This window comes from Tardiphaga sp. GW821-FHT12E02, from assembly GCF_058807155.1.
In genome coordinates, this window is sequence record NZ_JBXAQK010000002.1 from 555,965 (window position 1) to 581,968 (window position 26,004).

The window sequence follows — 26,004 nt, forward strand, 5'->3', positions numbered from 1 at the left end:
TACGAGAACTAGCGGCTAAGGGCGCGACCTTGATGCGAGCCAGCGCCGCGCTCGGCCGAGCTACGGGGGCCGTCAGGAAGCGGGCAGTCACCCTCGGACTGACCTTTCCGGGCGTGCGACAGGTTCGAGCCGACTATGTTGCTTCCGGCGCGATCGAGCGAAAACATAGGACGTAGCGGGCGACAAGCTTGGAGCGACGGCGTGTATGTCGAGGCTGAGCCCCGCGCGCTTCTCTTACTCAGCGACGGCTGCAGAAACTCACGGGCCGCGGCGACGGCAGTGGCGGCCAAGTCGCGCGCCACTTCAGCCCAAAGTCATCTTCAACGGTGATGCTCGTCTTCCTCGGACCGATCTGAAAGGATCGCTTGCTCATGACTTCTACCTGCCGCAGGAGGCTCAGGCGATCGCACCGCGCGTCTAACGTCGGACCCAGACGAGGCGCCGACCATCAGATGCTGAATCTCCAACCACTGGCGAAGCTGTGCTTCGGGTAGCGGGTTGCTGAACAAATATCCTTGGAACGCCTGACATCCAAGCTCCTCCAGCGTCTTCAGGGGCTTGTGTGCCGACGAGAGGGGCTATGCCTGCGTCTTGTCTGCTCTACCGAGACCCGGCCTGCGCCGAGCAGCTCCGCGATGACGGGCGCGGAGACCGGGCGTCCGAACAGGTAGCCTTGCATCTGGTCGCATCCCAATTCCCGGAGCATCTCCCGCTGCCGCTCGGTCTCCACGCCTTCGGCGGTCGTCGTCATTCCCCAGGCCGCGGCGATGCTGAGAACCGCCCGCACGATCGAAGCGGATCCCGGCGTTTCCAGATCCGCTACGAACGATCGGTCGATCTTGACCTTGTCGAAGGGGAAACGGCGCAGATAGCTCAGCGAGGAGTAACCAGTTCCGAAGTCGTCGAGTGCGATCGCGACGCCCATCTCCCGCAGTCGGTGCAGAACGCCGAGAGCGACGTCGTCGTCCTTGATCAGAACGGCTTCTGTGACCTCGATTTCGAGACGGCTCGGACTGAAGGCGGTCGACATCAAGGACGACGTGACTGTCAAGGCGAACGAAGCCGATCTGAATTGCAGAGGCGATACGTTGACTGCGAGGCAGACTTCTGGAGGCCATGACGACGCCTCCGCGCAGGCGGTCCGAAGCACCCACTCCCCCAGATCCGCGATGAGACCGGCGTCTTCGGCGACCGGAATGAATTCGGCGGGCGATATCATCCCGCGGACGGGATGGCGCCATCGCACGAGAGCCTCGCAGGCGACGACGGCCCCGGTGCTCCCGTCCACGATAGGTTGATAATGCAGTTCGAGTCCGCCGTCTGCGATCACATCCCGCAGGTCGTGTTCCAGAACGAGGCGGGCGCTGGCCCGTTCCGTCAAGGTCGTCTCAAAGAAACGGTGGCTCCGGCGCCCGTCCGATTTGGCGGCGTACATCGCGAGATCGGCATGTCGGATCCACTCGTCGATGTCGCTGGCGTCGTCCGGGGCCAAGGCGATTCCGACGCTGGCGTCGCTGGACAGACGATGCCCACCGATATCGAATGGCTCACGCAGCCGGCCATGCAGCCGGGAAACCATTTCCAGAACATTCTCGCGCGAAATCGCCATGCGCATGACGATGGCGAATTCGTCGCCCCCGAGTCTGGCGATGAGGTCGTCGGCCCCGAGGCAGCTGCGTAGACGTGTGGCGATCTGCTGCAGGAGACGGTCGCCCACGTCGTGACCCAGCGTGTCGTTGATGTCCTTGAAGCCGTCGAGGTCGATGTACAGGAGAGCGGAACGTCGGGTGTCGCCGGTCTCGAGCCAGAGATCCTCCAGTTGGCTGCGGAATAGAACACGGTTGGGTAGCTCGGTCAGTCCATCGTAGTGCGCGAGATGCGCGATGCGGTCTTCCGCGAGTTTCCGCTCGGTCACGTCTTCGTACACGCTGACGATGTAGCGCGCCTGCCCATCGGCATCCCGGATGGCTACGCGGGTCGAATTCAGGAAATGCGTCTTTCCGTCCGGTCCCCGGAAACGCCGCTCGCTTCGGACCACGCTCTCTTCCGACCGGACGAGACGGTCTTCCATTTCGGAGACAGCCTCCGCGTCGCTCGCCGGAATCAGATCCGATATGGTTCGCCCGACTATCTCGGCGCCGGTCAGGCCCAAGTAGCGATCGGCGTTCCGGTTGGCGAGGAGATACTTTCGGGTGCCGGCGTCCTTCACGGTGATCAACGCGGGGATGTTGTCCATGATCTCATGGACGAACGCCAGGTTACGGTCGCGTTCATGTTCGATCTGCGTACGGTCTGTCGTGTCCTCGATCGTGGATACCCAGCCACCGTCGCGCAGCGGCCTGTTGTGGGCCAGATACGAGCGGCCGTCGGTGGTTACGCTCGCCATCCGGATGACCTGACCGGCGGCGATGGCCTGCTGTACCTCGGCACAGAAAGCGGTCGCGTCACCATGAAAGTGGCCGAGACGCTTCCGTTCATCGACCAATTCCCTGAAATGCCATCCGATGACGGACACGGCGGGGTCGAGGCCGAACATCTCGAAGAAGCTGCGGTTGATCGAGACGACGTGGCCATTCTTGTCGTAGACCACCAATCCCTGGATCATGTTGTTCAGGGCCGTGTCCAGGCGCTCACGTTCCGCCTCCAGACTGCGTCGGTTCTCCCGGCCATCGCGCAGGATCTGCATTATGATCCGGACCAGAACCATGGCGACCGCAAGCGCCGTCAATGCCGCGACCGTCAATGTCGCGCGGGTCTGAAGCTGCCAGTCCTCGAGCGCCGCCTCCACGGTCTTGCTGGCAACGACGGTCGCCGGCACATGCTGGAGTGGAACGCCGGCGGCCAGGCGCTCCGCGGCATCCAGCGCTCCTGGACCTCTGATGGTCCGGCGATCGGCGCGCAGCAGCGACAGCGGTGAAGTGCCGAATTTCCTGCCGACTGCTTCCGGAGCCGCGGGATGCCTGGCCAGCAGGGTCCCATCCGAGCCGAAAAGACTGATCGCATTGTCAGTCCCGGGAGCGATCGAGCCGAAGAACCGCTCGAATTGCCGCAGGTCGATCCGGCGGACAAGCACGCCGACGAAGATCCCGTCGATGCCTCGCAGCCGTTGCGCGATGATCATGTGCCACTTGCCGGTCAGAAGGCTCGGGGCGGTCTCCGTCAGCACGTCGGGCGCGGAGGAATCGGTCGTGAAGCGCTTGAAGTATCCGCGCTGAGCAACGTTCAGCTTCGGCACTGGCGACGTCTGGGACCAGTTGACCATGTTGCCGTCGATATCGAATATGGAGACGTCCCCGAGGTATGAGATACCTTGCGATCGCATCATGGCGCGGGCATTTTCGCCCGATAGCCTGGATCGGAGCTGATCGGCCGAGCCCAGCCCGGGAATGTCTAGCCGCCGGATCAGGTCTGAAGCGATCGTCGCCGAATCCGCGAATTGTTCGTCGAAATGGCGGGAGAGCATCTGGACGGTGCTGGACAACTCCCGCTCCGCACTAAGCAGCGCGCGTTCGCGAAAATGGTCGATGAGAGACACGGCCGCGCATGTGATGGTGGCCAGCAACCCGAGTCCCGCCAAGGCCAGACACAGCGCCGGGCTCTTCCGTATGCTCGTCTCGCCCAGTGGCAAGAGCGTCTTCCTCAACGTCTGGATCATCTGCCTTCCGAACGCGATGTTTGCGGTCGGTAGAAGATTATGACGCGAAAGTTGCAGAAGTGATCAACGCCCCCGCACCGGCAAGGCTCTATCGTCGAGACCGTCTACGCTGGTGAACAGCTGATTAAATCGTAGGCAGCTGCCGAAGCTAACCTCGAATTAAGGGGAGCGGCATACGTTTGCCAGGCATTAACCAATAAGGCATTCGGTCGAAATGAAGATTAGCACTTTGCTTACGGTCGCCATCGTGTCGCTCTCGGTAGTCGGGGGAGGCGTTGCCCTCTACGTCGCTGGCACGAAGTACGCCGCTCTCGACCGGGTGCACGAAGCGCAAGGGCGGTTGGCGATCGTCCGCTCCGTCGGCGACATTCCGCGTTACCTGAATTCGGAACGGGGCTTCGCCACCAATATCCTGTACGGGCCGGCCACCATCGATCCGAAGGCGAAGGCGGAGCTGATCGACAGATACCGCAAGCAGACGGATGGCGCGCGCGCCAAGATGTTGGAACTTCGTAAGGGACTTCCGGGTCCGTTCGTTGACGGCGCGCGTATCGCGAACGAGATCGACGCCTTGAACGCCAAACTCGTTACGTTGCGGGAGGCCATGGACAAGGCGATGGACGGCCCGGCCGACGCCCGCAAGGATGCCGGCCGCAAGATCGTGGCGGACAACGCCGTGTTCAACAACGCCGTCACCTCTCTCCTGGACGAGCAGGTCCGTAGGATCGCAAAGCTTGACGGCGATGCCTACCGCCAGGCCAGTCTGGCGAACATCTCCTGGACGCTCCGAGACGTCGGCGGTCTGAACGCGAGCCTGCATAAGAACGTCGTCGGCTCCGGCAGGCCGGCGACCGATGCGGAGCGGCTGGAGCTCAGTCGCATCCAGGGCCGTTCGGACCAGATACTGGCGTCCCTGCAGGCGCTGCGCGGTGTCGCGACGACGCCGGCCAACGTGTCCGCCGCCCTCGATAAGATGAATGCGGCCTACGTCGATAGGTTCGGCAAGGAACTGAAGATGGTGAAGGACGGCGCGGCGACGGGCAAGTTCGAGCACGACGTCGACACGTACTACGCCGAGTCCCAGAAAGGCCTCGGCGCGATCATCGACGTCCGGGACGCCTTCTACGCGAATGCGGAGCAGGTGCTGGAAGAGGCGCGCTCGTCTGCCGGCTTCGGTCTGATCCTGGCCCTCTGTGGTCTCGCGATTCTTGCCGCAGCGGATGTCGCGGTCGTCGTGATGGTGCGGCGACGGATCTGCAAGCCCATCGTGGACCTCACTGCGAGCATGTCGCGACTGGCCGGAGGCGATCTCGCCGGCGAGGTCCCGAGCGCCGGTCGAAACGACGAGATCGGGGCCATGGCGGCGGCGGTCGAGGTGTTCAAGACGAGCATGATGGACGCCGAAAGGCTGGCAGCGGACAAGGCGGCGGATAGCGAAGCCAAGGCAGGTCGTGCGAAGATGTTGGAGAAGCTGACATCCACATTCGAGGTGGCGATCCAGGAGCTTGTCGGCGGACTGTCGCGCGCTTCGGGCGCCATGGAGGATACGGCACGATCCATGGAGGCTACCGCGCAGACCGCGGGTAGCCAGGCCGTGGTGGTCGCAGGCGCCTCCGATCAGACATCCGGGAACGTTCAGTCGGTCGCGAGCGCGACGGAGGAGCTGTCGTCGTCGATCACCGAAATCGGGCGCCAGGTCGCTCAGTCGGCGGATATCGCGGCACGCGCCGTGGAGAACGCGCGCCAGACCGGCGAAACGGCGCTGTCGCTTGCGGACGGCGCGAAACGGATCGGCGACGTGGTCACGCTGATCAACAGCATCGCTGCGCAGACCAACCTTTTGGCTTTGAACGCCACCATCGAGGCGGCCCGTGCGGGCGACGCCGGCAGGGGCTTTGCCGTCGTCGCTTCGGAGGTGAAGTCTCTGGCGGAACAGACGGCGAGGGCGACGACGGACATCGCGGAACAGGTGACGTCGATCCAGTCGGCCAGCAATCATACCGTCTCGGCCATCCAGGACGTCGCCAACGTGATCGGGGAGATGAACCGGATAAGCTTCGCGATCGCGGCCGCGATCGAGGAGCAGGGATCCGCGACGATGGAAATTTCCCGCAGCGTCCAGGAAGCTGCGCGAGGGACGCGTGAGGTGAGCACGAACATCGCAGGCGTCAGGCAGGCGGTGGACGTTTCCGGCGCGGCGGCGGCGCAGGTGTTGAACGCCGCGGAGGGGCTGTCGCGGCAATCCAGAGATCTGACCGATCAGGTCAATCAGTTCCTGTCGGCGGTGCGGGCGGCCTAGAGCGGTTGTAGCCAAGGGGCGATCGAGCGGACGCATGATCGCGTCACCGACTTCGCTAGGTGACCTGAGGCGTGGGCACCGGTCTGCCCGGAGCGCCGCAGGACGATGGCGGGAGAGGCACGGTCGAAGAACCAACCTGTCCGTCCGTGTCGGTCCTGAGAAAGAAAATGCTCTTTCTCGATTTCGGCCGTGTCTTCGATCACGCGTGATGCGGAAATTCCTGCAGCGTAAACTTCTCATTCACAGCCGTCATCCGAAAGGCAAAGCCGTGACTTCGGACGCAACGAGCGGCCTGAATCTTTCGTTGATATCCTCCACGGTTCGGACGTCGACCGAAACGCCCAATAGCTCTTCGACGGCCTGCTGGAAATCTACGATGTGGAACAACGTGGTCACGTCAGGCGTCGGCTCGACGAGCAGATCGAGGTCGTTGTCTTCAAGATCGTGGCCTCGCGCAACAGACCCGAAACGCGGACGTCGCGCAATGCGTGCCGAGCGGCCATGGCCAATATGGCTTGGTGATGCTTTTGAAGTGCGATCGAAGGTTTGATCGCTCACGCCGCGTCCCTATTGCCGGGGGAACATAATCACTTCGTCGGCAAGCTTCAAAATCGGACCTGCCGGAACCTCCGCCATCGACACCCTGCAATGAAGGTCGACCGGGACCGCGCCGACCGAGCAGGAATTAGTAAGGGGCTCGTTTCACGCGTTTTGCGCCTCCTCTGAAGGACGGAGAGGGCCTAGGTTGAGTATCGATTCCGGATAACGCTCGTTCACCAATTGGAATTGACGGAATATCTCCTTAGCCAAAGTCTTGTCGGCTGGACCGATGATGCCGTGGCGCGGCTCGTCGATACGGGGAAAGAACTCGCGCGTGAACGGGATGAAGCACGCTTTCTTACATCGATGAAGAAGGGCTTCCGCTGTCCGGCTAGGGTAGCTCGCTCATTCGACACCTGAATTACCCCGATGGGCAGCCTGGGACCGGCACCTGGATCGTCTACGGGGCGCTGAAGGAGGACTGGGTGATCCTCGCAGGCAATGGCGTCGGTGCGGCGCTTCCCGCCTTTGTGCTCGGCTGTAAGCTGCGCGACATGCGATCGACGACTTGAAGGAGCGGCGCCAACCGTGCGGCCCTTCGCATAAGGTTCGTTGGTGCCGAGGGATAATTGGTCAAGAACGATACCGGACGCCCCGCAGGCGCCAATTCTCACGCAAACCCGAGATTGCACGGTTAGGGTATCCGGCATCGATCGCAATTCGGATGCGTCTTCGACGTCTCGCGGGCGTGCGTTGTTTACCTGACTTTGGTTGGTTGCGGTAACCGCTCCCAGACAGGTGTCACGATGTATTTCGCCGCGGGTATCAGGGCGGCGCCGAGCAAAAGTCCGAAGATGCCCGATCCCGCCGCGCTCACGATCCAAACGATTGTCGCATCGAGCGCCGGAAAAGCCTGAGCGGCGGGCTCAGCAACCGATGCAATCAGATGTTCGATGCCTGCCAGACCGTAGCCGGCCAACGCGTGAACGATTATGCCGCCGCCGACCCAGATCATGGCGGCCGTACCAACGACACTAAGCGCTTTTAGAAAATACGGCATGCCGCGTACTAATCCGCGGCCGATACAGGCCTTCGTGCGTCCAACACTCGAGGTGAGATCACCCTTCGCCATCGCCAAGCCGACATCGTCGGCCTTCACGATGAGCGCGACGCCGCCGTAGACCAGAACCGTGATACCGGTTGCGACGATCGCGAGAACCATTGCTCTCACGAAGAACGGTCCAGGAGGCACGGCCGCAAGGGTTATAGCCATGATTTCCGCAGAGAGGATGAAATCGGTCTTGATGGCGCCGGAGACCTTGTCTTGCTCCATCGTCGTCGGGTCAACGGCCAATGTGCGAGGGCCGTCGGTATCGGCGGCATGCCCAGGAAGCGCGGCCTCGGCAACCTTCTCAGCACCCTCGTAACAGAGGTACGCGCCGCCGATCATGAGCAATGGCGTGACAGCCCAAGGTGCCAAAAAGTCCAGCAGTAGCGCTGCCGGCAGAAGGAACAGTAGCTTGTTCCTGAGCGACCCCACAGCAATCTTCCGGACGATCGGCAGTTCACGCGACGGGTCGAAGCCGACCACATAGCGCGGCGTCACCGCGGCGTCGTCGATGACGACACCGGCCGCCTTCGCGCCGGCGCGCGCGGCTTGTCCGGCGATGTCATCCACGGAAGCAGCGGCCACTTTCGCGATACCTGCGACATCATCCAGTAACGCGATCAGTCCGACGCTCATGATGTTTCCAAGCTGCAAAGCTCTCCATGCGACACAGAACGCCCTGCTGGGCGGCGGGGCCATCCTCTCTCAGGTATGAACTCTTACGGACGCTCTTTAAAATTCGACCCACGGCGCCGACGGAATATCGCACGAACCCCGAATTCACACCTGGTTCATTACTGCGGCGGTTGCCCGTTTGATGCGGAAACGCCTCCGTCGACCGCAACATTGGCGCCTGTCATGAAGCTGGCGTCTTCGCTGGCGAGGAACACAATCACCGCCGCAATCTCCTCGGGTTCGCAAACGCGGCCCAGCGGAATCCGCTCTGCAAATTCCGCCAACAGCTTTTCGTCGTCCATCATGTCGGCGGTCATGCCTGTGCGGGTGAGGGTAGGGCATACGGCATTGACGCGGACCCCCTTCTTGCCGAGATCCATCGCAAGCGCGCGTGTCAGGTTGACGACCGCGCCTTTGGCGGCGTTGTAGGGGCTCATGCCCCAGTCGCCGCCGGTGCCGGACACCGATGCCGTGTTCACGATGGAGCCCCTGGTCTTCGTCAGATGCGGGATGGCAGCCCGGCAGCCGAAGAATACGCCGTCGACATCGGGCGCCATCACCTCCGCCACTGGTCGTCGGTTATCTCGTCGGGGGCGCCGCCAGCGTGGACGCCGGCATTGTTGACCATCACGTTCAGTCCGCCGAAACGCGCGATAACTTCGGACACCATCGCCGTGACCGCCGCAGAGTCCGACACATCGACGACGTGATGGGTGGTCCGGTCAGACGGCAGGTCTTTCGTTACGGCTTCCAGTGATGGCTTGTCGCGGTCGACCAGCGCAACTTGGGCGCCTTCGGCGGAAAAACGCCGCGCTGTCGCTGCGCCGATGCCCGACGCGGCGCCGGTTACGATCACTATCTTGTCCTTGAACCGGTCCGTCGACATCGGGCTCTCCGCGTTGATTGTCGAAGGACAACAGCGAGGCCACGGAATGGGTCCGGACGGTGACCGGTCAGTTTCCGAGCGATCCAATCCATTCGGAGACGACGACCGCGATGTCGGCCACGACCTCGCGATCGGTCCGACCGCTGCGGGCCGGAACGTGAAAGCCGTGATCGGCGCCATCGACGCGATGCGCGGTGGCCAGTGATCGCCGCCGCTTCACGACGCCGCGCAGCAGCGCAGGCTCCGCGAGCTTGTCCTGGGTGCCGTGGACGAACAGCATCGGGATTTGGACGTCTTTCAGGTGCTGGGCACGCGCGGTCGATGGTTTGCCCGCAGGATGCAGCGGGAAGCCGAGGAAAACGAGGCCGACGACGCCAGCCAGCGGTTTCTCCGCCTGCGCCTGAGATGTCATGCGGCCGCCGAAGGATTTGCCGCCGGCGACGAGCGGCAGACCACGGCATCGCCGGGGGGCCTCGGCAACCGCCGCCCGGATCGCCGCATGCGCGATAACAGGACTATCCGGCCGTCGACTTCCTCGCTGCATGAATGGAAACTGGAACCGCAGCGTGGCGACGCCATGTCGGTATAGATCGGCCGCCACATCCGCCATGAACGGGTGAGCCATGCCGGCGCCGGCGCCATGGGCAAGGACGAAGCATGCCCGCGCCTTTCGCGGCTTCATGAGCAGCGTCGACAGCGCCGGCATATAGCCGCTTTTGAGCGCCACCGGCGTTTCGGCTGGAGGCCGTACCGTCATTTCGCCGCCGCCAGTGGATCGCGCCGATCCTCTTCCCAACCGAACACTGAGCGCCCGCCGAGGGACGCGGAAGCCTCGAGTTCGCCATCGACAAACTCCTTAAGCGATGGACCGGACGCCATCCGCTCGAGCTGCCGTGCCTGGTCGTCGAGCCGCTTCAGGGTGTCCAGTTCCTCTTCGCGGCCGAGCCGCGCTTTCTGCACGGCCGACTTCAATACGCGGATGGTCTCGTCATAGACCTTGATGGGCACCGGGTAGGGATGGCGGTCCTTGCCGCCATGAGCGAGCGAAAAGCGGGCGGGATCGCGGAAGCGATAGGGGGCGCCGTGGACGATTTCCGCGACCATCGCGAGGGAGCGCACAGTGCGCGCGCCGACGCCCGGTGTCAGCAGCAAGTCCGGAAAGTCGATCGGGCCGCGCTCGGCCGCCGCGGCAAGGGTACCGTGTAGGCGCCGCGTGAAGACGTCGCTCGAGCGGACATCGTGATGCGCTGGCATGATCAGATGCGGCAGCAGCGGCTGCGCGGCCTGGCCGCCCGTCAACGCGGTGAATTCGTCGACGATGCCGTCCGCGCCGAGTGCCGTCAGCAGGTCCAATTGCGCGCTCCGCGACGGTGCGGCGCGCTGGTCGGTCAGATTAACGACTTCGCCATGCGGCGGCCCGTCGATGGCGCTGTGCGGCGCATCGACGAAGCTCTTCACGGTTTCGGAGTGCCAGTGATATCGGCGCGCCTGCTTGCTGTCCCCGTTCATGCCCTGCTGGACGACGGTCCAGCGGCCATCGTTGGTGACGAAGAAGCCGTGCAGATAAAGGTCGAAGCCATCCTGGACGGCGGCGCTGTCGACTTTGGCGACCAGACGGCTGGCGCGCGTGAGGGCGACGGCATCGAAGCCTACGCGGTCGCCGAGCGCGCGGAGTTCATCCGGCGTCTTGCGGGAATGCTGGCCACGGCCGCCGCAGACATGGATGCCGAGTTCGTCCTGCAGCGGCCCCAGACCTCGCTTGAGGGCGCCGATGACGCTAGTGGTGATACCGGACGAATGCCAGTCCATCCCCATCACCGCGCCGAACGATTGAAACCAGAAGGGATGCGACAAGCGGCGAAGGAATTCGTCTCGGCCGTAATGGTGCACGATTGCCTGGGTCACGATCGCGCTGAGCGACGACATGCGGGTCGCCAGCCACGCCGGCACACGGCCGGCGTGAAGGGGAAGATCAGCGCTACCCGTTCGTTTCGCCATCAGCCGTCAATATCCGATTCTGCGCCCTCGCACGCCGCCTCCGCAGCCCCGCTCGATCGCGTCAAACCCGTTTTGTCAGCGATGCTCCTTCGCGTGATCTAGGGCGGCGCGCAACTTGTCACGTTGTCTTTCCCAGCGCTGCTGTTCCGCATCCGCACGCTTGTCGAGCTTCTCGCGTTCCGCTTGTAAGGCGGCGTCCTGTGCGTCGTGCTCCTGCTCTGCCGCGTCGAGTGCTTGTTGCGCTTTGGCGATACGTGCCGATCGTCGTTCCCGCTGCTTCGCCTCGGCTATGTCCGCTCGGCGCTGCGCCTGTTCGCGCTTCCGCTGCTGCCGGTCGAACGACGCCGCAGCCTTGCGCGCCGCGGCCCCATCGGGCTTCGCCGTGTTGCCATCAAGCCGCCGCGCCGGCTCCTTTCGCTGCCTTGTCCGGGCGGACCCTACGACCAGATCCTTCGGCAGGCCGCTCGTCACCCTGAACGCGCCGTCTGTACCGACAGGCCTTCGCAGCACCTTGCCGGGATGCGCAAGCGTCGCCGCGACGACCGCGGTACCGTCGACCTCCCTGGCAAAACCCTGGTGAAATAGGTTGCTGTCGGCGCCCCAGATCTCCAGGGCAGCCTTCATGGATGGAGCGGCGACGGCGAGGTCGTAGAAGCCGATGGAGGTCTGGTAGGTCTTAAGCTTCCTGGCCATTAGTCGCCGACCGGGCGCATCGGGGTACATCTGGATCTAAGCAAGGCCAATTGCTCCCAAAAGGCTCAATCCGCGGCGGTTTAGAGAACAGCGCGGCAGATGCTACGCGCGGAAAAGACCTCGACGACTCGAGGTCTTTTCCTTCCGAGGTCGGCTGTCTGAGTTATTTCTTCTTGTTCAGGTTTTGCGCCATTTCGAGGTGATGCTGCAAGTGCGGGAGCGTTTTCCCGGCCCAATCCTTGAGCTTCGGATCCTCTCCGCCTTTTGCGTAGCGTTCGAATAGCGACACCGCGTCCTTGTGTGCGCTGACTTGCATGGACGCATAATCGGACGTGAAGTCTTCCGGCTTCGCGTCCTTGAGCTTGTCGACCATCTTTCGGTGGGCATCGTCCAGTGCGGACGGGATTTCCGCTTTCACGCTGCCGCCGACGAGCGCTTTGAGCTCTTCTGACGTCTTGGTGTGGTCGGTGATCATCTGCCCGGCGAACGTCTTCGCCGCAGCGTCACCACGCTCCTGCGCCAGCTTGCTGGTGGCGATCTCGGTCATGTCGCTCATCGCAGCTTCCTTGACGAAATCGGCGGTGGTGGGCGCGACGCCGAGGACCGAATTCACGCCGGTCTTCTCTCCCAGGGATTGCGCCGAGGCGTTGGCGGCAAGGGCAAGAGACAGGATTGCGGCAGCGGCGAGAAGGGACTTTTGCATCGTGTGACCTTCGTGGTTGATCAGCGGAAGCGCTGCAGCCCGCAAATGTCCGAACTCGGTCCATGTTCCATAGCTGGCCTGCGCTTGAGAGGAATGCCGCATCCGGGCTTGCGGTCACGTCCGGTCCGCGTCACGACTGCAGGATCGAGGCACCTTGCGAGGACACACATGCGAGCGTTGGAGCTTTCCCATCCTTGGGGCACCGAGAACCTGAAGATCGTCGAACATGCCGATCCCGCGCCCGGCAAAGGCGAGGTCGTAGTGAAGATGCGCACGATCTCCCTCAATTTCCGAGATACGGCGATCATCGCGAAAGGCGGCTATTCGGCTGGCGCAGCCGATGCGCCGCCCATCATTCCATTTTCCGACGGTTGCGGCATCGTCGCGGCGATTGGCGAAGGCGTGCGCCGCGTCGCCGTGGGCGACCGCGTCTCGACCTTGTTTTTTCCCAACTGGCAGGCCGGCCCGCCGACGCCGGACAAGCGCGACGGACCGCTCGGGTCGCCCGGCGCACCCGGCGCGGCGAGGGAACTCGCTCTGTTTCCGGAGATGGCGGTTTCGAAAGTCCCCGACTATCTCACGGACGAGGAGGTGGCCACGCTTCCGTGTGCCGCTTTGACCGCATGGCGGGCGATGTTCGTCGACGCGCGCCTCGAGCCCGGCGACACCGTGGTATTGCAGGGGACCGGCGGCGTTTCGATCTTCGGTCTGCAATTCGCGAAGGCGGCCGGGCTGAGGACGATCATCACATCGTCCTCAGATGAGAAGCTCGCACGGGCCACGGTACTCGGAGCGACCCACACGGTGAACTACAAGGACGTTCCAGAGTGGCACCGTCCGGTCCGCGAACTGACAGGCGGTCGCGGAGCCGACTTCATCATGGAAGTCGGAGGCGCGGGTACGTTGATCGAAAGCCTGAAGTCCGTCCGCATGGCGGGACATATCGCGGTTATCGGCGTGCTGACCGATGCGAGTGCCCCACCGGCGAAACTCTCCGCTTCGGTGATGATCGCGACCGCGGCGAAGGTGCAGGGCTTGTCGGTTGGTTCCCGGGAAATGTTCGAGGCGATGTGCCGGGCGTTGATCCTGCATCGCATCCGGCCGGTGGTCGACCGTGTGCTCCCATGGACCGATGCTCGGCTCGCCGTCGAGGAAATGGCGCGCGGCAGCCATTTCGGCAAGATCGTGCTGACCTTCGATAGCTGACGTTGCTTAAGCATTCACCTCGGCACTACAGGTCGGAACGCGCATCAACGGAGCCGCTCTTTCTCGTCGGGAGTAGTTTCGGGACGCCATTCCCAACCGCCAGCTTTATATTCATAGAACCCAACGAGCTGTCCTTCAGTGTCGCTTCCAGGCGCTATGACCGGCACACTGTTGCTAGGCGCGCTTAGTTGCTCGCCAGCCTTCGGCCCATTAACGCAGCGGCCAGTGTAGTTCTCTGCCATCACAATTCCCGGCTTTTTGCCCACCAAGCGTCGGTCGCGATCTTCTTGAAGCGATCGGTCCAGTCGGGGCCATTCCGCGTGCAGACCTTGATGGCTTCGTTGATGATGTGGACCTGCACCCGATAGCCTCGAACTTGATCTCATGCACCCAGCGGTCGCCCGCAGGGACACGGCCGATAGAGGACGCCAGCGCAGGCTTCACGAAGCCCGGATACTTCGCGCGGAGGCCGCCATCCGGCGCCTTGATCTTGGCGTAGGGCATATGTGCCTCACGCTTCGACGGAATGGTATCGGTGGTTTCCGCCCGATGAAGTGTAGATCGAGCGCCAGCCGGTGAGCGGATTGTAGGTGATCGACAACGGTTGAGTCGGTGATCTTGTCCGACTTGATCAGCGCGGCGCCTAGGTGTCCGACGATATCGAGCAATGCATCCGGACCAAGCCGGGCGGCGTCGATCTGGGGCGCGATGGAGGAGCTGAGATCGGTCACCGCTTCAGCCTCAGCGGCAACTGGCGCTCCGGATGTACATGGCGATGGACCAGATCCTCCAGCCAGGCCGGCACGTCTTCATAGGCGAGATCGCATCGTTCCTGGACCTCTCGGGCGATATCGGAGGTCACATCCCTCGACCAGTTCTCGGTCGTGTTGAAGGCGACGATGCAGAGAGGGTCGGAATATTCCCCGCGCATCAGGTCGGTGATGACGGTCTCCAGATCGGTGCCGTTGATGTCTGCTTCCCGCCAGACACAGCCGCCGGGACCGTGACAATCGACGACGAGGTACACAGTATCGTGGACGCCGGCCGGCACCACGGATGGGCTCCACCCCGAACGCATGACGCAACTCCGCAACTGAACGGCGGATTCAAGAGACACCCCGGTGATTCGTTCCGTCGCGCGGCTAGAGCACCGCGGCGAGGTATCTGAGGGTGAAATACGACAGGGCGATCAGAGCCAGCGTCGCCGTCAGCGCGAACAGAACGCGCCCGAGTTCGAGCATCATGCGGCAGCGGCTTCCAGCTTTCGGATGGCCGCCCTAGCCTGGCGTATGCCGATCAACGTGAAGCCGTGAACGCGACAGACATTCTTTACCGCTTCGGTTTTGCGGTTCAAGGCTGCAGCAGCACGGTTCACAGTTGCACCTTCATCGGAGAACTTGCTCAGGCGCGCGATGTCGGCATCCGTCCAGCTACGGCTTGTCACGTGGGGCATGATCCACTCCTTCAGGTCGGGGGTTGCAGGTCTGGCGAGTCGCCAGGCTGGGGCGTTAGCTTCAGCCTCGTTCTGGCGGGCCTGTTTCATCAGTCGATCGCGTTCGACGCACGGGGGCATCCGCCGTGCTTCGGCGCGCAGCAGCGTGGCTCGATCCACAAGGACCTCTTACGTGCTTCGATGTGCTGAAAACATAAGAAGGTCATGCGCGCATTCCCTTCCATGCCGGAGGAGGGCGGGAGCGCGATGAGGCGTTCTCATCACCGATATCGGCCACCCGCGCGGTGACGAATTCAGTGGGTACCAAAACGCGGCAAGAATCGAGAAATCTTTCGCAAAAAGTTTTTGGAACAAATCCGGCGATTGCACTTCCTCCGTTCGAGGTGCTCATGTTTCGTTGGTTCGTCAGTCAGTTGCGGATTCCTGCCGAGATGGTCGGCCAGATCAAAGAGGTATCGGCGCCTCTGATCGACCGACAGATCTCGCTCAATTGGTGCGCCTGCTGCAGGAGGACGACCCAGATTCGATCGCCGACGACGAAGTCGAGGCCTGATCCTCAACAATCTGCACCACGATCTCATCAGTCAGCATCTGACATCGCGAACATTCGAACCAGTAGCGATCGGGGCCGGAAAGCGGCAACGACGCACGCACCAAGCTCATGCGGATATCGCAATCGGCACAGATCGACGCGTTGAGAAGACAGCTATTCGGCATCCACACCTTCCAAGAATCGCAGAATGCATCAGGGAGGAGGCGCGGTCTGCAGATCAGATCGCGAGATTGCCAGCTTGCCTCACTGCCTGGTTGTGTCGTCCAATCGTTCGTCACGACCTGTGCCTGAACAAGCCTGATGCTCTGTCCGCTTCGAGCCGCCTCGATCGTGCCAATTCTGCGAGAACGTCTGGACGTGGAGAGGTCGGCAAGTCGACGGGCTGCCTCATCGGCAGTTTGGAAAGGTGGTCGGATCCGCAGCATCGCGCCGCGTTCGTGAACCAAACCTGGTGACTCCCGTTGAGGCCAAAACGGACCGTTCAGATGCCTCTGAAAGACCAGATCAAAAACGTCGCGCGGAAGTTCATCGAGGATCGTCCGGACGCCACCGCGTTGAAAAAACTGACACGGCCCAGAAAGCCTTTAGCGGTTCGTTTTGCCGACGACGGAATCGTGCCCAACAATCCGCGCCTGCCGTCGATCGTGTATCGAGGCGCGATCGCGGTCGACCGTGACGGCTTTGATGCGGCGGCGGTCATCGACGCGCTTTTCGAACTCAACGGCTGGACCCGGTCTTGGCGCGATACGGTCTACAACTTCGTGCATTACCATTCACAGATCCATGAGGTCCTAGGCGTATCGAAAGGGTCCGCCAAGCTCGAATGCGGCGGCGTTAAGGGCCGCGTGCTGTACTTGAAGGCCGGCGATGTAATTGTTCTGCCCGCAGGCACCGGTCACCGTCTCATCGAATCTACGCGCGATTTCAAAGTGGTTGGTGCCTATCCGGAAACGGGCACCTACGACGAGGTCACCGATACCCGCGACCGCATCGAGGCGAAGAAGCGTATCAGCAAAGTCCGGAAGCCTCTCAAAGACCCTGTCTACGGCAGAATGGGGCCGCTGAGCCGCCTGTGGGGGCGGTCGCGATCGCGTGAAGGCTGACGCGGTATGGACAGCATCACGTCATGGATCGGTTTGATCGCAGCGGCCTCTACCTCCTTGTCCTACATTCCTCAGGTCCGAAAGGCGCTGCCACGTGGATCGACGAGTGATCTGTCTCTTAAAATGCTCGCAGTGCTTACGTCCGGTCTGGCGATGTGGGTCGTATATGGAGTCCTGAAGACCGACTGGGTCATCGTCGTCGCCAACACGGTCGGCGCCGGCCTCAGCGGGGCGGTCCTGCTCTGCAAACTTCGCGACCTGCGTTCCTCAAGCAAAGCGGCCGCCAAGTAGGTAAACGCCTCCGACCAATTGTAGTCGCGCGCTCGCTATCAAGCAGAAGCGCCACGACGAAGTTTTGGACGCTCCCGTCTGCCACCATGCCTCCGCGTTCTCAAAATCAGGTAATGCGGTCCGGTGATGGATGCGTCGAAATGGTTGGCCCGAGGGTCAGAACTTGACGACGGCTCTCAGGCCGACGACGGCAGCATTTCTGAGTCTGCGACCTGCGTCGGCGCTCAACGGGTCCGTTGCGCCGCCTCCTGGGCGAACGACGTACTGGAGGTTGGGTTGGAGGCTTAGACCCGGCTTGATCTCGTATTGATAAGCGGCGGTGATCATCGTCTCCGACGTCCTGCGTGGCCAAGTCGGCGAATGGACGCGTCGGAAGTCCGCATCCAGCGCCTGGGCTCTAGGCGAGACATGGGCGTAGGCGATCGCCATCCCGACCTTGTCGTTCGGCCGAGCGTCGGTCGGGCCGATCCATTCGATCCCGCAATCGGCGTAGATATCTAGGAGGCTCCGGTCGGGCGGGCTGTAGGCTGCTCGAGCGAAAACGCCGATGCCGCGATCATCGTCTCCCGCCACCCGGTAAAGCTGCTGCTCGAAGACGCCCCAAAAGCCGTAGTTTCCGGTCAAGGTCGCCGGCGATGCGGAAGACGACGGGTCGGCCATCGACCGACCGTCGTCGCCGTATCGAAGGTCCGCGAACGCGCCTGAGTGATGCCAACCCCCGATCTTGAAAGTACCCGCAAGATGCTCGTCGCCTTTTTTGTTGTTCCATGCATATTGCAACTGCCCAAGCACAAGCGGCGGGTCGTTGATCCGGAAATTCAAGCCGTAGCGATTGCGTTGCTGGGCGTCGCCTGCGCCCGGGCCCGCCGCGTCGCCGTCGAATACGGCGGTTTGCAGCGACCAATCCTCGCCAAGGTTCAGGGATAGCCGTGCTCCCAGCGCCGCCAGGGGCGGAGACGGTCCTCCGCTCGGCAGAACGATTGACACTACGGCCGGCCAGCCGAGCGAAGCGTTGGTGAAGACCTCCGTGTACTTCGTGTTGAAAAATTCCGGGTCGGCGGCGAGTTGCCCGATCTTCAGGGAACCGAGCGAATCCCATTTCTGCTCGAACCAGGCTTCGTAGAGGCGGGTCGTCGGAAGGGCCTCGATGCCGCTTACCACCATGAAATTCTGGAGGTAGCTTCGGGACAATCCGTCGCCATGAATCTGAAAAATATTTGCATGGAAGGTCAGTTGCCTCGCATCGATGAAGCTTCTCCATGTCTATGTCGACGGCCAAGTTCAGACGTCCTTCGTACACCGCCCCCTGCCTCGATCCGCCACTGACGTTTCCGAGCGTTTCGCTGATATACGTCGCCGCGAACTTCACTCCGCGGTCCATGAACGGGTTCGGGAGGATGCCAAGGGTCGTCTCTTCGATCGTGCTCTGGCCCGTGTCCGGATCCGCGGGCTTGTCGTCGTCAGTCTTTTTGTCCTCCTGGGCCCAAGCCGTCGCGACGCTTAGGTGTGCGGCGATCGCCACGGCCAGCCAGCCGACCGATATGACGAACCGTCGCCTCGCCCTCATTCCACGGCCTGGTTGGCTGCCTCACGGGCCTTCTTTCCAGCCCGTCGAACCGACTTCTCGCCGACCTTTTCGGCGGCGGCTCGCGCTTCGCATCTGGTTCTGATGTCCTCGAGTTCCTCGTCGGTCAGGTGTTCGATGCCGACGAACGAATTGTGCGCAGCACTCGTTCGGATGAGCTCATCGAGTTTGACCTGGATGGCAGCGCTGTCCCGGTTCTGAGAATTCTGGATGAGGAACACCATCAGGAAGGTCACGATGGTCGTGCCTGTGTTGATGACGAGTTGCCAAGTGTCGGAGTATTCGAAGAGCGGTCCCGTCACGGCCCAGATCACGACGACCGCGAACGCGATGGCGAACGTCGAGGCGCGCCCCGCCAGCGTGGACGTCTTGTTGGCGACGTCGCCGAACAATCGGGCAAAGCCGTGTGGCCGATCGGCCTTTTTCGTTTGCATTACGGTCCTTTCCAGGTGCGACATTCGACCACATGCGGCCATTTCCGGAAAGGTAATTTTCATTTCATGGGCGTCGTATATCGGACGAACACATCAGCAATTTTCAGTGTACCGTCAAAGTTTTGCGGAGAGACAATGCCCATCACCAGGCCCTGGACCAGCGAGGACATTGAGAAGCTCGAAAAGTTGGCGGACGAGGGAGCCACGCTGTTGCGTGCCAGCGCGGCGCTTCGCAGACCTTCGTCGGCTGTTCAGAAAAAGGCGCGCGAACTCGGCAAGCCGCTCGCGGGCGTCCGGAAAGTAAGGGCGGATCTGCGCGCCGCCGGAGTGCTGGAGGAAAAGCGCAGGTGACGGGCGAGATTTCCCGGATTGATTGCCGTCCGGCCTGATGCCAATCTTCTCGAGAGCATGAGGCGCGCATGAAATCCACCATCCGCAAGCGGTCGTTGGACATCGCGGGGCACAAGACCAGCGTCAGTCTGGAGGATGAATTCTGGTCCGCGTTGAAGGAAATCGCGCGGTACGAGGGTTTTACCGTCTTCGAGCTGGCGACCAGGATCGATAAAAGACGAACCGCCGTTTCGAAGTCCAACCTTTCGTCTGCCATCCGCCTTTTCGTGCTAGATCACTACGTTCGGAGGCGATCGCCGCCCGGCGTCGCCGATCTTCCGGATTAGAAAAAGGTGTCGCGTGACAGACGAACGGGCCGCCGGCTCGCTGAGAGATCGGGAGAATGAGCTCGCCGAGGTGCAGCGCATCGCGAAGGTCGGCGGCGTCCTCGTCCACCTCACCAACGGGTTCGAGAACAAGCGCTCGCCTGAATATCTCGCGATCCACGGACTGCCGCCCGAGGCGGTCAACGAGACGCACCAAGACTGGGTCAGGCGGCTTCATCCCGACGATCGGGAACGAGCCGAGCGCCAATTTCTGGATATGCTCGAAGGCAAAGCCAAGCGCTATTCCTCCGAGTACCGCATCATCCGCCCCAACGACGGCGAGGTACGCTGGATAGCGGCTGAGGGCCGCATCGAGCGCGATCGAAACGGGCGCCCCGTCCGGATGGTCGGCGCCCACATCGACGTCACGGATCGGGCTCAGGCCCGCGAAATGCTCCGGGAAAGCGAGGAGCGGTTTCGGCTCATCGCCGACAGCGCACCGGTCCCGATGTGGGTCACCCGGATGGATCGAACCCGGAGCTTCGCCAACAAGGCCTACGTGGACTTCGTCGGTGTCCCCTACGAACAGGCACTGGCATTCGACTGGCGGACCATCCTCCATCCCGATGACGCTCAGCGCGTGGTGAAGGAAAGCATTGCCGGGGAGGCGTCCCTGAAACCCTTCGTGCTGGAGGCGCGCTACCGCCGAGCCGATGGCGAAATCCGCTGGATCCGCTCGGAATCGCAGCCGCGCTGGGACCCAGCCGGCCGGCACATCGGCTTCATCGGCGTCGCGCATGACATCACCGTCGCAAAGCAAGCGGAGATCAATCTGCGATCGGTGAACGATGATCTCGAGCTTCTTGTCGCGCAGCGGACCGCCCAGCTCCGCAGCAGAGAATCCCAGCTTCGTGCGATTCTCGAGACCACGAACCAGCATCAGGACCTTCTCGATCTCGAGGGACAGGTCGTCTACGCCAACGCCACTGCCCTGTCTGCTGCAGCGGTCGGCCCGGAGGATGTGCTCGGTAAACGTTTTTGGGAAGCGGCTTGGTTCGACGAGGCGCCGGCGGTAGCGAAAGCGGTCGAGGAGGCGTTCCGCCAGGCGTCCAATGGTGCGACTTCGAGAATGGACCTCGAATTGAGCCTCCCTGCAGGCCGCCGGCTTTTCGAGCTCGCCTTGCGCCCCGTGACGGACGAGACCGGCGAAATAACGGCCGTCCTGGCGGAAGCCGTGGATACGACCGAGCGGCGGACCAACGAGGAAGCGCTTCGCCAGGCGCAGAAGATGGAAGCGGTCGGACAGTTGACCGGCGGAGTCGCCCACGACTTCAACAATCTTCTCACGATCATCCGGTCGGCGACGGATTTTCTCCGTCGTCGCGACCTTCCGGAAGAGCGCCGGCGAAGATACGTCGATGCCATCTCGGACACGGCAGACCGGGCATCTAGGCTGACCGGTCAACTGCTCGCATTCGCTCGCCGACAGCCTCTGGCGCCCGTCGCCTTCGACGTCGGCGTGCAAATCGACAGCGTGGCGAGCCTGATCCGTCCGCTCGTCGGTGGCCGGGTCCAGATCGAAGTGAACGCTCCGGACAAAGGGATGCTCGCCGTCGCGGATATCGGGCAGTTCGAGACGACGTTGGTCAACTTGGCCGTCAACGCCCGCGACGCGATGAACGGCGAGGGGCGGCTCGTCATCTCCGCCGAGCCCGCTGTGGAGATCCCGGCAGTCCGATCCCATTCCGCCCGGCCTGGCGATTACGTCGCAGTCTCGGTGGCGGATAGCGGCACAGGCATTCCGCCCGAGCACATTCAGACGATATTCGAACCGTTCTTCACGACGAAAGAGGTCGGGCGCGGCACGGGGCTGGGCCTGAGCCAAGCCTTCGGCTTCGCGAAGCAGTCGGGCGGCGACATCGTGGTGACCAGCATCGTCGGAGAAGGGGCTGTCTTCACGATCTATCTGCCTCGCAGTCGTTCCACGGCCGCAGCCGATCCCGCCCCGGCGCCGCATACGGATCTCACCAGCGGGCAAGGACACCGGATCCTAGTGGTCGAGGACAACCCGGATGTCGGCCGGTTTTCCACCGAGCTCCTGGAGGATCTCGGTCACTGGACCGAATGGGTGCGGTCTGCCGACCAGGCCCTCGCGGCGCTGTCCGAAAACGAGTTCGCCTTCGACCTGGTCTTCTCGGATGTCATCATGCCGGGGATGAACGGTGTCGAATTGGGGAACGTCATCCGCGAAAGATATCCCGGACTGCCCGTCGTGCTCACGTCCGGCTACAGCAGCGTTCTCGCTGAAAACGCCCATCGCGGATTTGAGCTCATTCAGAAGCCGTATTCGGTGGAAGCGCTGTCGAGAACGCTGCGGAAGGCGATCGGAGATCGATCGCGCAGATAGGTGAGCGGCTCCGTCAACGTCCGCGTGGCGAGCTCTCCGTTGATGACTTCGAGACGCTTCCGCATGGCGTAGTCGCTTAGTACGGATGCAGACGCCGCGCGTCGGATCCGAAAACGACGCCCCTCGCCGCCGATGGGCGAGAGGCTCGATTGGTGGTAAGGCCGAGTTCTCAGGTCTTGATGTCGTCCGGAAGCTTTCCGCCATTCGCGGCCAACTTGGCCATCACCTGCTTGTGCAGCCAGATGTTCATCGTAGCCGAGTCGTTCGTGTCACCCGAATAGCCGAGCTCCTTGGCGAGCTCCTTGCGTGCCGACAGGCTCGAATCGATGTCGAGGGCCTTCATGAGATCGACGATCGACGTCTTCCACTCCAGCTTCTCACCCTTCGCCGCGACGGCCTTGTCGAGGATCGGAGCGACATCGACGTTCGAGGCGCTGCCGGTTGGTGCTGTCGAAGGCGCGGTGGCAGAGGGCGACGATGCCTGAGACGACGCCTTGTCCTGCGCGGCAGGTGCCGCTCCGCCGGCCGGCGCCGCTTCCGCGTGACCGAAGATGGCGCCCATGATCTTTCCGAAAATGCTCATTTTGCTCTCCAATGATATGAAAAAGGACGCCGCGGCCGAGCCGCGGCGTCCTTCAACGTTTATGCGTCATGCCGCTTCTGCGTTCACCGCCGACAATGCCAGCTTCGAGAGCGCATCGTCGGTCTTCTTTTCTTTCGCGAGGGTCTGGTCCAGCAGCTTGACGGCATCCTTCAGTCCAAGGGTCTGCGCCCAGGTCCGAAGGGTGCCGTAGCGGGAGATCTCGTAGTGCTCGACGGCCTGCGCGGCTGCGAGCAGGCCCGGGTCGAGAGCCGATGTGTCGGCGTACTCGTCCATGATCTCCTTGCCTTCATCGAGGATGCCCTCGATGGCGTCGCACTTCTTCCCGCGCGCAGCCTTTCCGAGGCTTTCGAATATCTGTTCGAGGCGTTCGATCTGCACCTCCGTCTCGGCCTGATGCTTTTCGAAAGCCGCGCGTAGCTCGTCGGAAGCGGCGGCTTTGGCCATCTTCGGCAGGGCTTTGTAGATCTGCTTTTCGGCGTAGTAGATGTCCTTGAGGGTGTCGAGGAATAGATCGTTGAGGTCTTTGTCAGCCATCGCGGCCTCCCATGCTTCTGACGCCGCTGAAACGCGGTGTTCCCGTCCAGGTTCCAAGGATTCGCTAGTGCGGATCGCGCCATAAATCCGGGAGGTCAGCCAGTGGGACGAGATCGATCTGCTCTGTGTAGCGGGTCCGATAGATCGTCATGAGAGCATCGTGCCCTTCGTCCGACGAACTGCAAAGGGCGTCCTCTACGACGACGGTCCGGAAGCCGAGCTCCACGGCGCTCAGCACCGTCGACAACACGCAGACGTCGGTCTCAGCGCCGGTCACGATGACCGTGTCGACCGCTCTTCCGTGAAGGCGGGCGGCGAGGTCGGTGCCTGCAAACGCCGAATAGCCCGGCTTGTCCACGACATGTCCCGGCGGCACCATGCGGGCCAAGGCCCCGATGAGATCCAATTGATCCGGCGGAAGGCGGTCGCGGGTAGCTCGCTCCCATCGCTTGAAATACTGCCGCCAACGGCCGGGGCGTTCGTCCGCGGATCGGGGCGTTATGAAACGGGTGAACACGTTCCGGGGCGGGTTCAGTTCTGCGGTCGCCATGATGCCCGGCAAGACCCTCGCCATCCAAGGCGTCTCCCACATTCCGCCGCGGGCGAAGATCCGCTGCATGTCCACGCACAGATGAACGGCATTCCGGATGGGGTCCCGTGATACCTTGGCAGCCATTCAGGAGGCTCCGGAATGATGTGCCGTCCGAGGATGCCGGTCGTGCAGGAACGTCGCGAGCTCCGTGCGGAGATCGGGCGAAGCGGCCATCACCCGCTCAAACAACTGCTCCTGGAAGTCCCGAGGCAAGGTGGGCCGCAGTTCGATGGCTGCTTGCCCGAGCGTCATCGCTGCCTTGGTCTCGTCCATGATCATCTCCTTTCGCCGGAAATGGACAAATTTGAGCTTCGTTCCGGCAGCTGCGGAGCTTCGCTTTCCCGTACTTCACACCTACACTGACGGCGTCGCAGTTCGGAAATCATGATGCTCTTGCTCGTCGCCTTCGGGGCTTTGATACTGCTCACGGCCTGGCTTCCCATGGTGCTGAAGGAAGCGCCGCTTTCGCTGCCCATCGTCTGCATCGCCATCGGCGCAGCAGCGTTCTGGTCCTTTCCGGAAATCCCGGTGCCGCACCTTCCCGCCGAACTTCCTCTGGTCGAGAAGATGACCGAGTTCGTGGTCATCATTTCGCTCATGGGAGCCGCCTTGAAGATCGACCGCAAGCTCGGGTGGCGGAGATGGATCACGACGTGGCGGCTGCTTGCGATCGCGATGCCCCTTACGATCGCCGCGTTGTGGGCTTCCGGCTACGCGTTGCTCGGGCTGTCTGGTGCATCCGCACTCCTGCTGGCCGCCGCTCTGGCACCGACGGACCCGGTCCTTGCCAGCGACGTGCAGGTGGGACCGCCCAAGTCGGGAGAGGAAGACGACACCCGCTTCGCGCTCACCTCCGAGGCGGGCCTGAACGACGGCTTGGCGTTCCCCTTCGTGATGGCGGCGATCGCCATGAGCCAGTCGGGCGGACCGCTGGGCTCCTGGGTCGCTCATTGGCTCGCCCTCGATATCGTCTGGCGCCTAGCTGCCGGGATCGCGATCGGGGCAGCGCTGGGTTACGGCCTGGGATGGCTGGTCTTCCGCATTCCCAATCGTGCCAAGCTGTCGCGGACGGGCGATGGCTTTGTAGCGTTGGGGATCACTGTCGTCGTTTTCGGCGTGTCGGAAGCCGCTCAAGGCTACGGTTTCGTATCCGTCTTCGTCGCGGGACTGGCGCTGCGGGCCGCTGAGCGCGACCATGAATATCACCAGACGCTCCACGACTTCGCCGAACAGCTTGAACGCCTTCTGATGATGACGCTGCTCGTCCTTTTTGGCGGGGCGATCTCAGCAGGTGGTCTGCTGAACTCGCTGAGTGTCAGCGGCGCGGTCTATGCAGGCCTGGCCATCTTCGCGATACGCCCCTCGCTGGCGTGGATTTCGTTGTCGGGGACTACGTGCCCTCCGACCGAGCGGGCCGCCATCAGCTTCTTTGGGATCCGCGGCATCGGGACCATCTATTATTTGGCCTTCGCCTTCCAGAAAGGCTCGTTCGATGGTGCCGAGACGATGTGGAGCATATCGGCCGCAATCGTCCTGGCGTCGATCGTTCTGCACGGGATCACGGTGACGCCGGTGATGATGCTGATCGACCGGCGACGGAAGCGAGGCCAGACGGCCCGAGAGGAGAAAGCGCTCGCATCTGATAGCAACTAGAAGTCCTCGCTTATTTGGACAATGGTCGTCGGGAAGACCCGTCAGACGCGAATTGCGTCCCGAAGCCTCTCTCCGATGTAATCGTGAAGATCGCCGACCTCGGCTTCCAATTCGGCACGTGAAATGCGTTCGGCCGATGCCATATCGACGCAGCGGGCGACGAGCTCGGCCACGTCCTGCGACGCCCCCGGGGTGTCAACAAGCGGCTGCCGAACCTCCTTGCGTGGTTGAAGTCGTCGAAGCCGGATATCGTCTGTCTGCAGGAGCTCAAGGCCGCTCAGGCGGATTTTCCCCAGGATGCACTGTTGAAGGCCGGCTACACGTTGGCCTGGGTCGGGCAGCGGAAGTGGAACGGCGTCGCTATCCTCGCGCGCAA

General features: G+C 62.6%; 25 protein-coding genes and 1 pseudogene. 9 read left to right on the forward strand and 17 right to left on the reverse strand.

The genetic code is table 11. The annotated features are described in order from the left end of the window. Positions 1-550: 550 nt before the first annotated feature. Positions 551-3,655: a bifunctional diguanylate cyclase/phosphodiesterase gene (locus tag AC1RQ5_RS30160; RefSeq protein WP_493204476.1), complete on the reverse strand. Its 3,105-nt coding sequence runs from the start codon at positions 3,653-3,655 to the stop codon at positions 551-553. Positions 3,656-3,869: 214 nt separating this feature from the next. Between AC1RQ5_RS30160 and AC1RQ5_RS30165 the strand changes: the two genes are divergently transcribed. After that, positions 3,870-5,954, forward strand: a complete 2,085-nt coding sequence (locus AC1RQ5_RS30165; RefSeq protein ID WP_493204478.1) for a methyl-accepting chemotaxis protein — start codon at positions 3,870-3,872, stop codon at positions 5,952-5,954. A gap of 249 nt (positions 5,955-6,203) precedes the next feature. Here AC1RQ5_RS30165 and AC1RQ5_RS30170 read toward each other — a convergent pair whose 3' ends face one another. The 7 genes and pseudogenes from AC1RQ5_RS30170 to AC1RQ5_RS30200 form a co-directional block, all read right to left on the reverse strand. Next, on the reverse strand, positions 6,204-6,512 hold the full coding sequence (locus tag AC1RQ5_RS30170) for a nucleotidyltransferase domain-containing protein (RefSeq protein WP_493204479.1): 309 nt from the start codon (positions 6,510-6,512) through the stop codon (positions 6,204-6,206). A 739-nt stretch (positions 6,513-7,251) separates the two neighbouring features. Then, positions 7,252-8,238 carry a DUF808 domain-containing protein gene (locus AC1RQ5_RS30175; RefSeq protein ID WP_493204481.1) on the reverse strand — a complete coding sequence of 329 codons (987 nt, stop codon included), beginning with the start codon at positions 8,236-8,238 and terminating at the stop codon, positions 7,252-7,254. Positions 8,239-8,396: 158 nt separating this feature from the next. Next, positions 8,397-9,343, reverse strand: a pseudogene (gene budC, locus AC1RQ5_RS30180) (meso-2,3-butanediol dehydrogenase). Then, on the reverse strand, positions 9,231-9,920 hold the full coding sequence (locus AC1RQ5_RS30185) for an alpha/beta hydrolase family protein (RefSeq protein ID WP_493204482.1): 690 nt from the start codon (positions 9,918-9,920) through the stop codon (positions 9,231-9,233). Before AC1RQ5_RS30185 ends, budC begins: the two are co-directional and overlap by 113 nt. Beyond that, positions 9,917-11,161 (reverse strand): DUF763 domain-containing protein, encoded by a 1,245-nt coding sequence (locus AC1RQ5_RS30190; protein WP_493204484.1) that lies wholly within the window; start codon positions 11,159-11,161, stop codon positions 9,917-9,919. Before AC1RQ5_RS30190 ends, AC1RQ5_RS30185 begins: the two co-directional genes overlap by 4 nt. A gap of 75 nt (positions 11,162-11,236) precedes the next feature. Continuing rightward, complete coding sequence (locus tag AC1RQ5_RS30195; RefSeq protein ID WP_493204485.1) at positions 11,237-11,854, reverse strand: cell envelope biogenesis protein TolA; 618 nt, start codon at positions 11,852-11,854, stop codon at positions 11,237-11,239. A 163-nt stretch (positions 11,855-12,017) separates the two neighbouring features. Beyond that, positions 12,018-12,557, reverse strand: coding sequence for a DUF4142 domain-containing protein (locus AC1RQ5_RS30200; RefSeq protein ID WP_493204486.1), 540 nt, complete (start codon positions 12,555-12,557; stop codon positions 12,018-12,020). Positions 12,558-12,725: 168 nt separating this feature from the next. On the opposite strand from AC1RQ5_RS30200, the gene AC1RQ5_RS30205 reads away from it, so the two are divergent. After that, the gene (locus AC1RQ5_RS30205) at positions 12,726-13,763 is read left to right on the forward strand and encodes a zinc-dependent alcohol dehydrogenase family protein (protein WP_493204487.1); all 1,038 of its coding nucleotides are present in this window, start codon (positions 12,726-12,728) and stop codon (positions 13,761-13,763) included. Between the two features lie 727 nt (positions 13,764-14,490). On the opposite strand, the gene AC1RQ5_RS30210 is transcribed toward AC1RQ5_RS30205, so the two are convergent. From AC1RQ5_RS30210 to AC1RQ5_RS30220, 3 genes are all read right to left on the reverse strand, one after another. Further along, on the reverse strand, positions 14,491-14,841 hold the full coding sequence (locus AC1RQ5_RS30210; RefSeq protein ID WP_493204489.1) for a hypothetical protein: 351 nt from the start codon (positions 14,839-14,841) through the stop codon (positions 14,491-14,493). Positions 14,842-15,003: 162 nt separating this feature from the next. After that, on the reverse strand, positions 15,004-15,306 hold the full coding sequence (locus AC1RQ5_RS30215) for a hypothetical protein (protein ID WP_493204491.1): 303 nt from the start codon (positions 15,304-15,306) through the stop codon (positions 15,004-15,006). Positions 15,307-15,702: 396 nt separating this feature from the next. After that, entirely contained in the window at positions 15,703-16,215 is a 513-nt protein-coding gene (locus tag AC1RQ5_RS30220; protein ID WP_493204493.1) for a hypothetical protein, read from the reverse strand. A 39-nt stretch (positions 16,216-16,254) separates the two neighbouring features. Between AC1RQ5_RS30220 and AC1RQ5_RS30225 the strand changes: the two genes are divergently transcribed. Further along, entirely contained in the window at positions 16,255-16,872 is a 618-nt protein-coding gene (locus tag AC1RQ5_RS30225) for a cupin (RefSeq protein ID WP_493204495.1), read from the forward strand. Between the two features lie 6 nt (positions 16,873-16,878). Further along, the gene (locus AC1RQ5_RS30230) at positions 16,879-17,163 is read left to right on the forward strand and encodes a SemiSWEET family sugar transporter (RefSeq protein ID WP_493204497.1); all 285 of its coding nucleotides are present in this window, start codon (positions 16,879-16,881) and stop codon (positions 17,161-17,163) included. Positions 17,164-17,319: 156 nt separating this feature from the next. On the opposite strand, the gene AC1RQ5_RS30235 is transcribed toward AC1RQ5_RS30230, so the two are convergent. Further along, positions 17,320-18,354 carry a carbohydrate porin gene (locus tag AC1RQ5_RS30235; protein WP_493204499.1) on the reverse strand — a complete coding sequence of 345 codons (1,035 nt, stop codon included), beginning with the start codon at positions 18,352-18,354 and terminating at the stop codon, positions 17,320-17,322. A 372-nt stretch (positions 18,355-18,726) separates the two neighbouring features. After that, positions 18,727-19,182 carry a low affinity iron permease family protein gene (locus AC1RQ5_RS30240; RefSeq protein WP_211913852.1) on the reverse strand — a complete coding sequence of 152 codons (456 nt, stop codon included), beginning with the start codon at positions 19,180-19,182 and terminating at the stop codon, positions 18,727-18,729. A 135-nt stretch (positions 19,183-19,317) separates the two neighbouring features. Here AC1RQ5_RS30240 and AC1RQ5_RS30245 point away from each other — a divergent pair, with 135 nt between their 5' ends. From AC1RQ5_RS30245 to AC1RQ5_RS30255, 3 genes are all read left to right on the forward strand, one after another. Continuing rightward, positions 19,318-19,533, forward strand: coding sequence for a hypothetical protein (locus AC1RQ5_RS30245; RefSeq protein ID WP_211910801.1), 216 nt, complete (start codon positions 19,318-19,320; stop codon positions 19,531-19,533). Positions 19,534-19,601: 68 nt separating this feature from the next. Next, the gene (locus AC1RQ5_RS30250; protein WP_493204501.1) at positions 19,602-19,859 is read left to right on the forward strand and encodes a ribbon-helix-helix domain-containing protein; all 258 of its coding nucleotides are present in this window, start codon (positions 19,602-19,604) and stop codon (positions 19,857-19,859) included. Positions 19,860-19,872: 13 nt separating this feature from the next. Beyond that, on the forward strand, positions 19,873-22,245 hold the full coding sequence (locus tag AC1RQ5_RS30255) for a PAS domain S-box protein (RefSeq protein ID WP_493204503.1): 2,373 nt from the start codon (positions 19,873-19,875) through the stop codon (positions 22,243-22,245). A gap of 169 nt (positions 22,246-22,414) precedes the next feature. Here AC1RQ5_RS30255 and AC1RQ5_RS30260 read toward each other — a convergent pair whose 3' ends face one another. From AC1RQ5_RS30260 to AC1RQ5_RS30275, 4 genes are all read right to left on the reverse strand, one after another. Continuing rightward, positions 22,415-22,828, reverse strand: coding sequence for a DUF3597 domain-containing protein (locus AC1RQ5_RS30260; RefSeq protein WP_211910798.1), 414 nt, complete (start codon positions 22,826-22,828; stop codon positions 22,415-22,417). A gap of 66 nt (positions 22,829-22,894) precedes the next feature. Further along, the gene (locus AC1RQ5_RS30265) at positions 22,895-23,383 is read right to left on the reverse strand and encodes a YciE/YciF ferroxidase family protein (RefSeq protein WP_493204504.1); all 489 of its coding nucleotides are present in this window, start codon (positions 23,381-23,383) and stop codon (positions 22,895-22,897) included. Between the two features lie 64 nt (positions 23,384-23,447). Continuing rightward, positions 23,448-24,059 (reverse strand): cysteine hydrolase family protein, encoded by a 612-nt coding sequence (locus AC1RQ5_RS30270; protein ID WP_493204506.1) that lies wholly within the window; start codon positions 24,057-24,059, stop codon positions 23,448-23,450. After that, entirely contained in the window at positions 24,060-24,248 is a 189-nt protein-coding gene (locus AC1RQ5_RS30275; protein WP_493204508.1) for a hypothetical protein, read from the reverse strand. Positions 24,249-24,362: 114 nt separating this feature from the next. Here AC1RQ5_RS30275 and AC1RQ5_RS30280 point away from each other — a divergent pair, with 114 nt between their 5' ends. Both AC1RQ5_RS30280 and AC1RQ5_RS30285 read left to right on the forward strand, forming a co-directional pair. Further along, positions 24,363-25,628, forward strand: a complete 1,266-nt coding sequence (locus tag AC1RQ5_RS30280; protein ID WP_493204509.1) for a cation:proton antiporter — start codon at positions 24,363-24,365, stop codon at positions 25,626-25,628. A gap of 176 nt (positions 25,629-25,804) precedes the next feature. Then, positions 25,805-26,004, forward strand: a 200-nt coding sequence (locus AC1RQ5_RS30285) for an endonuclease/exonuclease/phosphatase family protein (protein WP_493204543.1), incomplete at its 3' end; no start/stop codon positions are given.